The organism is Pelorhabdus sp. sgz311001, from assembly GCF_055901755.1.
The window spans coordinates 461,343-475,958 of the sequence record NZ_JBVXUT010000002.1; the positions used below are offsets into that span (position 1 = coordinate 461,343).

General features: G+C 45.6%; 14 protein-coding genes. All 14 read right to left on the minus strand.

What is annotated here, in order from left to right:
* Positions 1-142 precede the first annotated feature (142 nt).
* A complete protein-coding gene (gene fabZ / locus AC0MXB_RS08030; RefSeq protein ID WP_474039137.1) occupies positions 143-583 on the minus strand; it encodes a 3-hydroxyacyl-ACP dehydratase FabZ in 441 nt (146 codons plus the stop codon).
* A 32-nt stretch (positions 584-615) separates the two neighbouring features.
* Complete coding sequence (gene lpxC / locus AC0MXB_RS08035) at positions 616-1,440, minus strand: UDP-3-O-acyl-N-acetylglucosamine deacetylase (protein ID WP_474039138.1); 825 nt, start codon at positions 1,438-1,440, stop codon at positions 616-618.
* Positions 1,441-1,503: 63 nt separating this feature from the next.
* On the minus strand, positions 1,504-2,262 hold the full coding sequence (locus AC0MXB_RS08040) for an amino acid ABC transporter ATP-binding protein (protein ID WP_474039305.1): 759 nt from the start codon (positions 2,260-2,262) through the stop codon (positions 1,504-1,506).
* Between the two features lie 48 nt (positions 2,263-2,310).
* Positions 2,311-4,578 (minus strand): hypothetical protein, encoded by a 2,268-nt coding sequence (locus AC0MXB_RS08045; RefSeq protein WP_474039139.1) that lies wholly within the window; start codon positions 4,576-4,578, stop codon positions 2,311-2,313.
* 717 nt (positions 4,579-5,295) lie between these two features.
* Positions 5,296-6,159: a lysophospholipid acyltransferase family protein gene (locus AC0MXB_RS08050; RefSeq protein WP_474039140.1), complete on the minus strand. Its 864-nt coding sequence runs from the start codon at positions 6,157-6,159 to the stop codon at positions 5,296-5,298.
* Positions 6,160-6,171: 12 nt separating this feature from the next.
* The gene (locus AC0MXB_RS08055) at positions 6,172-6,759 is read right to left on the minus strand and encodes a YjbH domain-containing protein (RefSeq protein WP_474039141.1); all 588 of its coding nucleotides are present in this window, start codon (positions 6,757-6,759) and stop codon (positions 6,172-6,174) included.
* Positions 6,760-6,847: 88 nt separating this feature from the next.
* Positions 6,848-7,870, minus strand: a complete 1,023-nt coding sequence (lpxD, locus tag AC0MXB_RS08060) for a UDP-3-O-(3-hydroxymyristoyl)glucosamine N-acyltransferase (RefSeq protein WP_474039142.1) — start codon at positions 7,868-7,870, stop codon at positions 6,848-6,850.
* A gap of 36 nt (positions 7,871-7,906) precedes the next feature.
* Positions 7,907-8,320 carry an OmpH/Skp family outer membrane protein gene (locus AC0MXB_RS08065; protein WP_474039143.1) on the minus strand — a complete coding sequence of 138 codons (414 nt, stop codon included), beginning with the start codon at positions 8,318-8,320 and terminating at the stop codon, positions 7,907-7,909.
* A 94-nt stretch (positions 8,321-8,414) separates the two neighbouring features.
* Complete coding sequence (locus AC0MXB_RS08070; RefSeq protein ID WP_474039144.1) at positions 8,415-9,395, minus strand: hypothetical protein; 981 nt, start codon at positions 9,393-9,395, stop codon at positions 8,415-8,417.
* 87 nt (positions 9,396-9,482) lie between these two features.
* Positions 9,483-9,962 carry an OmpH/Skp family outer membrane protein gene (locus tag AC0MXB_RS08075; RefSeq protein WP_474039145.1) on the minus strand — a complete coding sequence of 160 codons (480 nt, stop codon included), beginning with the start codon at positions 9,960-9,962 and terminating at the stop codon, positions 9,483-9,485.
* A 98-nt stretch (positions 9,963-10,060) separates the two neighbouring features.
* The gene (locus tag AC0MXB_RS08080) at positions 10,061-11,344 is read right to left on the minus strand and encodes a hypothetical protein (protein WP_474039146.1); all 1,284 of its coding nucleotides are present in this window, start codon (positions 11,342-11,344) and stop codon (positions 10,061-10,063) included.
* A gap of 83 nt (positions 11,345-11,427) precedes the next feature.
* A complete protein-coding gene (locus AC0MXB_RS08085; RefSeq protein ID WP_474039147.1) occupies positions 11,428-13,194 on the minus strand; it encodes a BamA/OMP85 family outer membrane protein in 1,767 nt (588 codons plus the stop codon).
* A 32-nt stretch (positions 13,195-13,226) separates the two neighbouring features.
* Positions 13,227-13,787: a hypothetical protein gene (locus tag AC0MXB_RS08090; RefSeq protein WP_474039148.1), complete on the minus strand. Its 561-nt coding sequence runs from the start codon at positions 13,785-13,787 to the stop codon at positions 13,227-13,229.
* Between the two features lie 171 nt (positions 13,788-13,958).
* Positions 13,959-14,597: a sigma-70 family RNA polymerase sigma factor gene (locus AC0MXB_RS08095; RefSeq protein WP_474039149.1), complete on the minus strand. Its 639-nt coding sequence runs from the start codon at positions 14,595-14,597 to the stop codon at positions 13,959-13,961.
* Positions 14,598-14,616 lie beyond the last annotated feature (19 nt).

Genomic DNA, 14,616 nt, shown 5'->3' on the forward strand with positions numbered 1-14,616 from the left:
ATGTCAGAATCGTTTATTACTTTATTTTAAAATCCGACTAATGAGTCTAGTCTTCACTCGTCAAATTAGACCGTATTCGGCAAAAATAGATGAAAACAAAGATTTAAAATAATTTTTCAAGCTTGTTTCACTACTTTTCTCTTTATTTTGCATCTTTAGAGGACAAAGCAAACATAAATTCGCCTTCGGCCACAAGTTGACCGTCTACAAACGCCTGCGTCCAAATCTTACCGATGGAACCGCGAACCTTTAAAATATCCGCTTCCATGCGCACCTGATCGCCAGGAATAACAGGTTTACGGAATTTCACTTTTTCCATACCAGCAAAAACAGCCAGCTTACCGCGGTTTTCTTCTGGATACAAAAGAGCTACGCCACCTACCTGAGCCATCGCTTCTAGGAGCAACACACCAGGCATAATCGGTTTTCCCGGAAAGTGGCCTAAAAAAAAGTTTTCATTCATGGTAACATTTTTTATACCGACAGCATGTTTCATCGGTTCTATTTCAATAATACGATCCACTAACAACATGGGATAACGGTGAGGAATAATTTTTTGAATTTCACTTGCATCTAATATCATCAAGTACGCCTCCTTATAACTTTTGTGCAGCTTTATGCCTGTTCCTCTAAGATTTTCTTTGCGAGAACAGCATTTAACGCATGGCCTGACTTTACGGCAATAATATGCCCTTTAACCCGACCGGCCAAGGCAATATCACCAAGTACGTCAAGAATTTTATGCCGCACAAGTTCATCATGAAAACGAAGCGGTGTCAAAACTTCTTTATCATCATAGACAACGACATTTTCCAAGGTACCGCCCCGCGCCAAGCCCTTGGCCTTAAGCGCCTCTACTTCATGCATAAATCCAATCGTACGGGCTGGAGCAATTTCTTTTACAAACAATTCTGGGGTTATTTCATAGTCGCCGAATTGCGTACCCAATAGAGGGTGCGGATTGAGCGAAGTAAAAGTAATGCGAAAACCATCATAGGGTATAATAGCAATAAATTTGTCTTCTACATGGACTGATTGTGCCGTCTTAACTATGGTAATGTTACAAGGCGCGTCTAGTTCCTGTAATCCCGCCTGCTCGATCAAGCGGACGAAGGTCAGCGCACTGCCGTCGGCGACAGGCGGTTCCGGCGAGTCCATTTCAACAATACAATTATCAACGCCAAGTCCGGCAAAAGCCGCCATTAAATGTTCAATAGTGAACACCTTGGCTAAGCCAGCTTCCAGCGTCGTGGCGCGCAGTGTATTGGTTACTTGTCGAGCTGACGCTTGCACTGACGGAGCGCCTGGTAAATCGGTCCGAACAAAAAGAATCCCCGTATCTTGGGGAGCCGGCTTTAAAGCGAGATTTACCTCAAGACCGGAATGCAGTCCAATCCCAGTATAAGTAACTTCCTGGGCTACGGTTGTTTGGTATTGCATGATTGCCTCCTGCGAATTAACTCTTTTCATTCTACCGGAAAAATGGCCATCCTGCAAGATAAATCACGCTAAAGCTCTGGCGCTGATGCTCATTTGATACTCAATTAAGGCTTTATATTCACTCCCAATGACTGACTGGGGCTCCTGGAAAACAGTCTGAGGACTACCTGTTTCTACAATTTTCCCCTGATCCATAAGCACAATCCGATCGGCTACATGGAGCGCAAAGGGCAACTCGTGCGTAACAACTACCATCGTGCTTGCTTGGTACTTCGCTAAATCCTCCATGACCAGTAAAACTTCTCTGACAAGGATCGGATCTAGCGAAGCTGTCGGCTCATCCCAAAGCATAAGTTCCGGTTCAGCCGCCAAAGCGCGGGCAATTCCCACCCGCTGCTGCTGTCCGCCCGAAAGCTCTGTCGGCTTTTGGCTGCTATAGGCGATAAGACCCACCTTGTCTAGCGCAAGCTTGGCCTTATCTGCCGCCAATTCTCGTTCCATGCCATCCATAACTAAGCCCAGCATAACATTTTCAATCGCCGACAATCGTCCAATTAAATTAAAATGCTGAAAAACAAAACCCACTTTTTTCCGCACCTGCCGCAGTTCTTCTAAAGGCAGACTGACAAGATTTTGACCACGAAACCAGACTTCACCCTGATCAGGCTCTACGAGGCGATTCACCATGCGAATCGTCGTCGATTTGCCACAGCCTGACGGCCCCATGAGGACAACTGTTTCGCCGCGTTTTACGGCAAGATCAATACCAGCTACTGCTTTGACTGCGCCAAAGGTTTTATAAAGATCCTTAAGCTCCAATATCACTTCCTGATTTTGCGGCAAACCACTCTCAGCCATAGCCATCCTCCTTTATTTAAATTTCAGCAACCGCCGATTGAGTTGTTGCAGTAACCCAGGCCTACCGGCAGGAATCACAATTTCCCGCATAACCTGAGCAAAAGAAAGTCCTAGCGCCTCGCCTGCCAGCAATTCTTCCTGGGCAATCGGACTGATTTTCTCCGCATAAGCTGCTGTTACCAAACCAAAGACCGCCCCTAATACAGGGACTCCCAGCCAGGGCAAGTATGGGATACCGCCCTGTGCCAACAAAAACATACTTGTCAGCAATACAGCACCAATCATCATGCCATATAAGCGATGATAGCCTACCTTTCCCAACAAGCCCCATTTTCCGGTAAGCGTGCGCCGCTTCAAGGCACTCATCAGCGCAGTATGGTCAAGAACAAGAAAGACCACAGTAAATACACAAGCAGCAAGTCCCGCTAAAATAGCTTTGACTTCCGCTAAAATACTTAAGATCTGACCGCGCGGATCTGGTTCAATTACGCCAAGCGCCGTAGAGTAAACGGACAGATTATTGTGTCCTACCACTTTCGCCGCAATTGGCACGATCGCATCAGTACTCACTGTATTCGTCGTCAAAATTTGAATTCGTGCGCCGGGAATCACTTGTCCCGCAATGAATTTATCAAGCAAAGTAACCGTATGGGTAATTTCATCATCCTTCATATTGGGTACCGCCGCCGCCAAATACGCAAGCTGGCTTGTAATCAGCGGCGTATCAAGCTGTTGCAGTCGATTCAAGCTATTTGACGCTTGATCAAGACTACGCCGCGCTCCTGCCGTATCGTAGCGACGCAAATCGTCAAGCATGGCCTGTCCGCTTGTCGTCACCGAGTCAACCGCACTTTGAGCGGCTCTCGCCTGGCCTGCTAAATTGCCCATGGCTTGCACTGTGTTTTTGATACTTGTTAAGCCAGCCTGCGCGGTAGCCGCACTTGTGGCCGCATTACCGGCGTCAGCGCTGACAAGCTTTAATACTTGAAGTACGCTGGCAATATTCCCCATGGCCTGAGCTGAGGAATCAAGCTGCACGACTAAGGCATCTGTATTTAAATGAATCAAACCGCTTGTAGCCTGCTCGACACTGCGTCCAGCACTGCGCACCGATTTCAGTGTCTGATCGAGTTTATCCAAACTGGCGTTATACTGATCAATCGCGCCGTAAGCCGTTTGACTTAAAGCTTTCGCATCGCGAGTATAGTCGGGTATCTGTCCGACAAGCTTGCCTGTCTCAGTTAGGGCGCTAGCAAGTTGCAGCCGCGGCGACTGATATTGAGCCCCTCCCGCCGCTTCGCCAATCACATTTTGGTCAACACGATAGGCCTGCAACGATTTTAAATTGGCGCCGTCTCCTTGAGTAATTGCCGCCTCGGCACTACCGTCGCCACGAACAGCAGTTACAACAGCTAGTATATGCTCTTTACCAGCTGTCTCACCGCGGTTTGGCACTGTCGGAGCATTGCCTTGAAACAGCAGGGTATCACCTAGTTTATAGGGAAGGCCAGCCGGAGAAATTACCAGTTTTGCAGCATAAGACTGTAGAAACCGTTTCATTTCCATCATCGTACTAACCATATAGGTCATATCGTCATTTTTACCGTCAATTGATACATTTTGCGCCAAAGGCAGCTTGAGTGTCTGCTCCATAGCAGAGCCAATCTGCTCACCAGTCCGAATGGGATTGGCTGGCTCACTGCCGACAGGAAAGCTAATCTCCATGATCTGATAACGATCAAGGAGACTTTTTATTTGATTCGTCACATCAGCAGTCTTACTGGCATTGCGTAACAAAACTCCAATGGCCGCACCATCATAAAACGAGAACTGAACGCCTTCTAAGGCATCCACTTGCTCCATCACTTGATTTTTGGCGCCCTCCGGCACACCACGAATCGTAATACGCGGCTCAGTTAAGACGCCTACCCCAGCGCCACCGGGAATACTACCGAATAATTTGCCTAAACTGTTATAAGTTTGTTTGTTTTTCAAGGCTTCTGGTAAAGCTACAAAAAAGCTCGTTTTGCCGGAAAGGGTCGGCCCTTCCTTAAATTTCGCACCAGGAATGCTTTCCTGTATCATTTTCGCTAAATGCTCGCTCGTATCTTCTTTCATTTCTTCCCGAGCCGTAATAATCACATCATATTCGCCGGATTCACCAACAAGATTGGCTATGGTCTTAGCAAAGTAGGCATTCGATGCCAATGAAAGAGATGCAGCTAAAGCCGATCCCACAAGAATACTAAGAACCAGTAGCAAGGCAATCTCCTTTTTCATTTGCAATTCACCTCATTTTCGACCTCTAGTATATCATGTATATCATTTTTCAGTCTATATTTATATACTATTTATTAATAATGTATATACTGGAGCATTTGCTAACAAATCCCCTCCTCAGTATTTGCTAAAAGAGCTAATTATAACCACAGCTCCCTTTTAGCAAAAGGGAGGGGATTTGTTACAACGCTTCAACGTTAGCACTTGACTTCAGCTTTTGTAACAACTCTCCTCCCTTACCAAACTTTGTGCCAAATATCTTTTAATCACACATCATAAATAAAGTTTTCAAAGCAGCTCCCTATACTATTGGCACTTCATTCTGCTGTATACCATTGCCCCATAGCAGCCAGCAAAACAATAGATATGCTATTGCATACATTGGATCAAGCGTAATAGTGACGACGTTCCTTACGCTCCTCTCACCGCCACCTAGCAAGAAGAGCATAGGGCTGCTTACATAAGCAGAGGTCAATTACCAACGGTGAGGCGTCTCATCCGCCACCTAGCAGGAGGAGCATAGGACTGCTTACATAAGCAAAAGTCAAGTACCACCAGGGGAACTGTCCCATCACCACCACCCAGCAGGAGGAGCATATGGCTGCTTACATAAGCGGAAGTCAAGTGCCAACGTTGGAGCGTTGTAACAGCCATATGCTCCTCTGTCTACAAAAAAACTGCCTCGATTTCTCAAGGCAGTTTCCTTTTATAGCTTATTTATCCTTCTGTTGGCGGTTTTGTTTTCCAGCGATTATGCAACCAAAACCATTCGCTTGGATACTTACGAATATGACCTTCTACAACTTTGGTGACAGCCTGGGTCGTCTTCTGAATCGCCTCTTCCCGCTCGCCCTCGGCCACGCGAATCGCCGGATAGATATCAATGCGATGCTTTCCTGGCGCTTCTTCCGTAATAAAGGCTGGGATAATAGGCGCGCCTTTCAAGCGGGCTAAAGCCGCGGCCCCTTGCGGCGTCGACGCCGCTTTCCCGAAAAAATCAACAAATACGCCAGGCGGCCCGGCATCTTGATCTGCTAACAGGCCCACGATCATGCCTTGTCCCAAAAGACGCACCATCTCACGGACACTACTTTTATACGTTACATGCATGCCCGCCAAAGTCCGGTACTCGTTAATGAACTGGTCCATCGCCGAATTTGTCTGCTTTTGCACAACAGCGACTAAGGGGAAACCGTGCATCGCTAAGGCAGCGCCCATGATTTCCCAATTTCCACTATGAGCCGTAGCTAAAACTACGCCGTGACCTTCCGCCAAGGCTGCGTTCATGTGCTCTTCACCAGCAATCGTCACATGGGCGGCAATTGTCTCTTTCGTTACTTTCGGCAAATATAAGACTTCCATCAGCATCGGGCCAAAGCGAACAGCGCTTGCCTTCGTTAATTTTTGGGCGCTAGCCGCATCAATCCCCAAAGCCTGCTGCATATTTTCACAAGAAAGCAACCGCCTTTTTTTCGGCACAAGCAACCAAAAGAACTGCCCAAGACCGCGTCCAAGACCATAGCGAAGCGCTGGCGGCAAAAGGCAAATCAATTTACTTAAAGCCTTTATCAGAATATACAAGTGTATCCCCTCCTATCTGGTAAAATTAATACCGTAATAAGTGTGATGCCCCCGTAGGCCCCCTTCTAGCTTCAGACTGGGAGCAATCGCTAGACGCAAGCCGTAATTCATCGTTTTGCCGTCATATTCGCCAATGACCGTGGACCAAGGGTTTAACGAAGCTTCTAGTGCACCAAAAGAACCATTATAGCGGCCATCGCCAGTTCCGACATGAAGGCGAAAACCAAAAGGTAAGGTTTTACTCATTACAATATATTTAGTGCGATGATTTTGCTGAAAGGCGCCTTCAAGACCAATCGAAATTCCTGGAGTAAAAATTTCTTCGGGGATTAGGTTATATTTAGCCTGAACAAAGGTTTGCTGCGAATGACCATGATATTTGATATTCGTTAAACCGAGTTCTAAATTTCCGCCAACACCAAGAACAAAGTTTTCCATGAGCCCCTCATGTACCGAATCAACGCCGAAACTCAGTTGGCCACTACGAAGCACATCGGCCGTTTCTGTATTAATTAAACCAGTTCCGCCTACTAAACTGGGCGCAGCGCTAGCTAGCGGCAAATAAGCCAGCCAAGCCGCCACAATCAAAAGATATTTCACAAACTTCGATCCTTTCTGTGTGTACTTATGCGCCCACGGCAAAACAAGCCTGACCCATCGGCCAGGCTTGTTTACTGTATCAGAGCTTTCAAGGCCGCTCTTCTAATTGACGGATTTTACGCTCTAAGTCCTTTACTTGTTTCATCAAATCCGGCAGCTTTTGAATCGCTGCTTCGGCGCGAAGCCATTCACGATGAGGCCGCGCCGGAAAACCGGCAAAAAAGGACCCTGCCGGTACATCTTTAATCGGTGCTGAACGAGCTGCAAAGGTGCAGTTATCGCCGATATTAATGTGACCGTTACAGCCGCTTTGACCGGCAAAAGTAACATGGTTACCAATTTTAGCGCTGCCTGCAATACCAGTAAAGGCAACAAATAAGCCGTCTTCGCCAACTACTACATTATGAGCAATATGAACAAAGTTATCAATTTTCGTACCGGAAGAAATAATGGTGCTACCGGTAGTAGCCCGGTCGACGGCTACATTCGAACCAATTTCCACACGGTCGCCAATTTTTACATTGCCAACCTGTGGCACTTTTTCATGCTTGCCTTTTACCGTAACAAAACCAAAACCATCACTACCGATCACTGTATTGGCATGAATAATACAATCGCTGCCAATTTGACAATACTCGCGAATTGTTACACTAGGATATAAAACCGTATTCGCACCGATTACGGTCCCATGGCCGACATAGGTGTGAGGATAAATCACAGCATGATCGCCGATTTTTACATTGTCGGCAATGACCGCATAGGGCATAATCGCAACATTTTCGCCTAAAATCACATTTTTGCCCACCACAGCAGTCGGATGAACGCCAGCCTCAATTTTCACAGGTGGGAAAAAAAGTTCCAGCAATTTTGTAAAAGCTACACGGGGATTATCTACCACAATAGCCGCTTTAGGAAATGTATCTGCTGCCTCAGGCGGAATCATCACAGCTCCCGCCTGTGATAAAGCTGCTTTTTCTAAATGAGGCGCTACAGCAAAAGTAATATCCGTTTCCTTCGCATCTTCCAGGTTAGTAACACCCTGAATCTCAATCGTTCCGTCGCCTTGTAAAGTTCCCCCAACCACTTCAGCTAATTCTTGTAATGTTTTCATTAATGGAAGCCTCCAGCATCGCTCTGCGCTGTGTATTTACTGAATCCGTTTCAAAACATCGTCGGTAATATCAATCCCGCCTTGAGCAATACTGTTTTTATAAATCACAACACCAAGATCCTTTTCTTTGGCAATCTGCTCTAAGGATTGTTTAATATCCGCATCAATTTGACTTTCTAAATCTTGCTTAGTTTTCTGAAAGTCGCCATAAGCGGCCTCCTGCTTTTTATTAAATTCTTCGGGACTCAGCGAAGCTTTATCTTTATCAAGCTGATCACTCAATTCCTTGCCTTTGGTATTAAGCTGTTCTTGCATGGTCTTGATTTTCGGACTATCTGACATGATTTTGTTCACATCAATTACACCGATGGCAGACTGCTTACCACAACCGCCTAAAAATACAGCGGTGAGCAACAGTACCAATAAGGCCCCTACTGCTTTTTTCGTCATTTCATTTCCTCCTGTCTCCTGGATAATTCAACTTTCATTCCGTTAGGATCTAAGCTCTGACTGAATGAAGTTTCATTTATTATGCACAGGAAAATTATTTCTTAAACTGACGAATCACTTCATCAGTAATATCGTCGGCTTTTAAGTTAACTGCTACACTGGTAATCACAATGGAATACCCTTTCAGTTGAGCAGTTTTCCCACATAAATTTTCAATATCCTGAAAAATCAGCGCATCAAGCGCATCAATTCGCCCTTTTAATTGATCGAGCTGCGCAGCATCCTCAGATGTAAATAGAGTCTCCGCCGAACTTTCTGTTGACTGTGGCGGCACCGCAGCTGCCAAAGCCTGTGAGGCTGACAGCGCTTCCTTAGCGACTTGCTCGTGAAGCGATAAACCATATTGATCTAACTCGGCGCTAGCCGCTTGCTTTGCTTTAGCCATCTTCTGATCAATCAGCTCGGTTAACTCTGTTTCTTTTGTTTGTAGTTTTGCTGCTTTTTCTTGATTGATTTTTTCTTCTTTGGCCTGCAAAGCCGTAAGTTCCTCTTTACTCAATTGCAATGTTTTGCGCTTCAGTTCAATATCAAAGAGTTGGCTTTGATATTCTTCATTCAGCTTCGCCACGTAATCATTATACTGCGTAGCCGCCTGCGCCCTAGCCTCACTTTGCTGCGTCGTTAAAGCGGCGTTAAGTTCCGCCTGTTTTGCGAGCATTTTCTCCTGAAACTGCGCCTGAAGCTCGGCCGTTGGCGTCACTGTCGCCCCATTTTCTAGCGCTGCTGGGTTTCCATCGGTTCCGTCAGTAGCAGCGGTCGCTTGGCTTTGTCGCCCCGCGGCAAACTGCTGCTTAGCCAATAAAACTTGAAGTTCTTTCGCCAAAGCAGTGCGTTCTGCTTGTTTCGGATGAGAAGCACTCGCTTTGTCCATATCAATGATAGCAATTTTGTCTTTTTCCGGTTCAACTGATGCTTCTTTGGGCTTTGCACCACAGCCGCCTATAAGCATCACCGCAAGCAATAGCCCGATACAGGCAGTGAATACCACCAGAAATCGATTGGATCGGTTTCGCATCGAATCACCACTTTCAACAGGCAAATTTTAGGGCAAGGAAGAACCGAGCACAGCTTACACCGGCTCGGCTGATCTTTTGCTTCTTCTTTATTTACCGGTCAGTTTTTTAACAACATCATCGGTAATATCTTGTCCGCCATATACTACAGACCCTTTTTCGAGAACAACCGTCAAGCCTTTAGCATCAGCTACGCTTTTGATTGCGCCATCAATCTGGTCGCGAACAGGAGCTACTAATTCCTGCTGTTTCAGTTGTAAACGTTGTTGCACTTGGCCGTAATAATCTTGTTTTTCTTTATCATTCATATTTGCTGTTTTACTGTCAAAATCTTTTTTTGCTTGATCCACTTCTGCTTGCATTTGCTGATCGATTTTAGCAAGATCAGGATGCTGTTGGAAAATAGAATTGCTGTTTACTACGCCAATTGTTGATGAAGAAGATGCAGCTGAAGCTACTTTCCCGCCGCTCTGCGTCACCGCAATGGCGCCGACTCCCAGTAAAAATACAACGGCAACAGCCAAAGATACAAAGCGAACTACTTTTTTGTTTTTTAACGCATTTAACATTAAATACCCCTTCTTTCCCATACAAAATCGAATACCATAGACTCTAGTTCATTATAACAAGGCCGCTCGTTACATTCAATGATTATCTTGCTACATGCCTAGAGATTTCCGACTAATCTAAGATAATGCTCATCGCTTGTAACAACATATTCAGCACTCAAAAAATCATGAATTTTATAACGCAAGGCAAATTCATTGTAATTTCTGAGCGGTACTCGTTCCAAACGGAGCATGTAGCCTTTACCTAGCTCCTGCTCTATAAACAGGCGCGTTTCATGATCATTCAGACTGTACTTAAAGCCGCCAAGTGTTTGTTTTGAAAACCGATAGGCATAGCCTGGTGAAAAATCCCAGCTCATAGAACCTGTTACAACATTGCTTTCCACAAAAAGTTCATTGCGGGGATTCACCCATTTGCCCACATGAATTCGGGCTGACGTATTATTTTGCTTCCGTCCTGTATCGAGATACCCTTCGGCAAAAAAACGATACTTTGTCGTTTCCGGCAGCAGTACAAACGTTGTTACATTCGCCGCTGATAAGACAAGACGGTAAGTAAGACCATAACGCTGTGTCATTGGCAAAGCCTGCACCCTATCCAGCATTTTCTGCTTAAAATAGTCACGCTGGCGCTGTACAAACGATATAGGGAGACCGCGAATTTCCTTCGCCATCTCTTCTAGCGGCTCTTTCGCATCATAAAGCAACAGGCTCGGCAAAGTGTGCGAACGAATAGCGACTTCTGTGAACTGAACAATTTCTCCTACAGGGCTCAGCGTCATTTTCACAGTGGTTACAGGCCCTGGTATCACCTCAAAGATAGGGCGAAACTCAGGCAGTCGGTCAGCAACGAGGTCTCTAAGACTTTCTTTTACCAGGCTTGCAGCCCAATCCACGGCATCAATCGGCAGCCCCACTAAATTCTCCTGCAGCCGCTCTGGCACAGAAACAAGTTCTTGACCTGCTAGCGCTGCCATTTCTGGCGATAAGCCCGTAAATTCGACATCAAGCCGAACTTCCTTCACCGTAGCGCCCCAAGGCTCTAAGTTGACTCTAATTTCGGTCTCCTGGTCGGCAAAGACGCTTACAGACTGTACGGAGTAGCCGACAAGAACCCGCTCAAAGACTTCTTTAATTACTTTTTCATAAGCGCTGTGATTTGCCGCGACTTCGGCTATCGTTCTGCCTAGTAAAATATGCTGCCCCACTGTCGAAATACTTGCTTCCATCCGCTTTAACGCTTTGGGCGGCGGTGGCGCTGTTGAATTCACATTGACGCTGAGCGTTTCAACAACAGGCTGAGCTGCGACTACGGGCGTCAAAACCAGTAAGAACAACAGAGTCAGTAAGCTATAGCGCCAAACTGCACGAATAACAGCCACCTCCCCTCTGCAGGCTATAAGGAAAAGTCAGGCGATTTACCTGACTTTTCCTGTTGCTTAGCTTGTCTTAAAATTCATTCGTTTTAGAATTGGCCGCCAAAGCTGAAATGGGTTTTATTCCCCTGATCCCCTTTAGCAAAGTCAAAACGAATTGGACCAATCGGCGTGGTGAGACGAATGCCTACACCAACGCTCTTTTTGAGATCGCTGACTTTAAGCCCTGTATCATTCCAGGCATTACCAACATCGCCAAATACTACGCCTTGCACTTTCTTGATAATAGGAAACCGGTATTCCGCTGAAGCCAATACCATACGGTTGCCTTTAAACTGATCGTCATCATAACCGCGCAAATTGTCAGCGCCGCCGACAGAAAACTGATTTGCTTCGGAAATTTTACCTGTGGCATAACCAGCAGTGAGACGAACGGCAATGACATGATCATCATTAATCTTAAAGTAACGACGACCTTCTGCCGTGTATTTGTTAAAATTGAAGTCGCCTTTCATGAAGCGTCCGGCAAATTCACCACTTAAAGAATAGCGACTGCCTTCCGTTGGATTAAAGACATTATCACGATCATCATAAACGCGCGTCAAAATAACACTGCGTGTCAAACCAAAATTATCTTTCAAGTAATTGGTAAAATGAGGATCGGTGGTTTTGGAGTAATCAATATCTCCCGATACATGGCTAACCCATGTGTCTCTCCGGTTCTTAAAAGTAACATAGTTCTGCAAATATTCATTGGCAGGACGACCTAGCGTAACTTCAAAGCCCTTACGGTTTTTGTCATAGGTAGAACGACTGGCTTTGTCGTCATAGCTGCCATCAGAACGATACACGCCATAATCAGTATACTGATTCGTCATGTTATAGATACTAAAACCGATAGAAGTTTGTTGGTCATCAAGCCATGGGTGCGTATAAGAAAATTCATAATTTCGGCTGCTGGCATTGCCGCCGAACTCCCAGTGAATCTTCGCCTTGTCACCTGTTCCGGCTAAATTATTATCACCTAGCTCAATAATACCAACAAGCCCGTCATCATGACTATAACCGCCGCCAATAGAGAAAGTCCCTGTTTTTTGCTCGACTACATCGGCTTCCATCGATACGGCATTGGGTTCACGACCGGGGTTGAGTTTCATATTGACATCTTCAAAATAACCAAGATTATAGATCTTTTGCATGCTACGTCTTGCCAACTTAGCATTAAAAGGTTCGCCTGGCTTAATCGTCATTTCGCGAGTAATTACATAATCTTTGGTCTTTTGATTGCCCTTAACAACAATATTCTCCAGCATTCCTTCATTGATCGTAATCGTCAACGTCCCATCAGGGCTGGCGCTTACATCACTGACTTTTGCTAAAATATAGCCCTGATCATGGTAGTACTGCTCAATGGCCCGCATATTTTCGTTGAGGCTCTTCATATTGATAATACTGTTTTTAGGAGCTTGTACCATACCAAGAATGGCTTCCGTCGTAACTTTCGTATTGCCTTTTACAACCACATTCGTTAGTAAAGGATTCTCTAAAACAGTGTAGGTAACTTTAACTCCTTCTGGTACCTCGGAGAAATTCACCACAATATCATAGAAGTACCCAAGATCATAGACGGACTGCATGTCCTTACGGACTGCATCGCCTGTGAGTACATCGCCGGGCTTTAGCTGAATCGCTGCAAGAATCTTCCCTGTCTCTACGGTCTTATTACCACTTACGGCAACAGCCGCGACTGTTTTCCCCGTCATATCAGCGGCAAAAACAGAAGAAGTTGACCCTAGAAACAAAACGGTACAGAGAAAGACGGCAACTATAAACAGCCCGTAGCGTCTTGTATTCATGTATTCCCTCCTTATAGAACTTTCAACTCAACTTACTGACCGCGCAAAGATTTTCCGGCAGCCCGAATTAGCTGCTGCATTTCTTCCGGCGCTACGACTTTTGCCGTGTCCTGCGTCGGAACTGTTTCAGGGACAGGCGCTTTGCGAACAGGTTCTGAAACTGTCTGCGGCGCTGTCGTCATCAAACTTTGCTTAGGCGGCATTACATCAGCCTGCTTTTCTGTCACAGTCGATTTTGTTTCAACTGGATCCGTTACGGCAGGCACAGTGGGATGGACAGGTAATAAGGGTTTTGTTTCAGCTATCTGCGGCAAAACTTCACTTGTCTTTTGCTGCGCCAAATAAACATAGGCGCCCCCTATCCCTACAGAAACAAGTAAAGCAGCCAAAGAGAAGGCAGCTAGCTGCTTTTTCCAAGAAAAGGTCTTCTGTTGAATCGTTTTTTCCTGGATATGCTGAAGTTCAGCCTGAGCGAGCATAAGATTCAGTTTTCCCTGCGTATCTTTCTCGCTCTCAAAAGCTTGTTCAGCCCGATGCAGCCATTTTTGCGCTGACCGGAGATGTGCACTGATTTTCCCTTTAAATTCACCCATATTGACCACCTCTATTATAACCACATTTTATAATCAAGGGAAGGGTCCAGATTCTGGTCACTTAAATTCGTCTTTTTTTTAGCTTTTTTCCAAGAAAATCGCACATTCTTGCCGTTTTTTGAGTCATAATCACTTATTTTCATAATTTATCATTGATTTTATACGAAAAGCTTACCAGTTTTGCATTAACTTAGCCATCATACCGCGAATTCGCCGGATTCCCTGTTTCTGTAGACGATACAAATGGGATACGCTCACATCAAGCGACTGAGCTAAATTCTTAGGTTCTTGCTCTTCTAAATACATGCCGCTGACAGCAATTTGTTCTTTCTGCGGTAAGCGGTCAATAGCATTCTTTAATTGACTGACTAAAAAGCTTTGTTCAGTTTGAGACGCTAGACTAGGACCTTGATCGGCTAAATAATCTCCTAATGTGGCAGTATCTGCTTCATTTACAGGTCCGTCCATATAGGCCCAATTTTGCTTGCCCTCCTTCGCCAGATAGTTCAGCATCCGCCCGCGAATCCGATGAAGCGCATACACAGCAAAGGCAACATTTCGCTGTGGCTCATAGCTTTCCGCCGCTTCAATCAGACCTACAGTTCCTTCTTGAATCAAATCAAGCATCAGCGTTTCGCCAGCGCGAAACCGGCCTGCTGTTTTAAAAACCAGGGGCTGGTAGCGTTCAATGAGTTCGCTGCGTGCTGCTAAATCATCGCCGTCTTTATAGCGAGACCAAAGTTGGGCCTCGGCCGCGGGAGTTAAAAGCTCAACTTTATTTAGTTCTATTAAATAATCCTGCAAACTCATTGCGTCCATCCTATTCTTA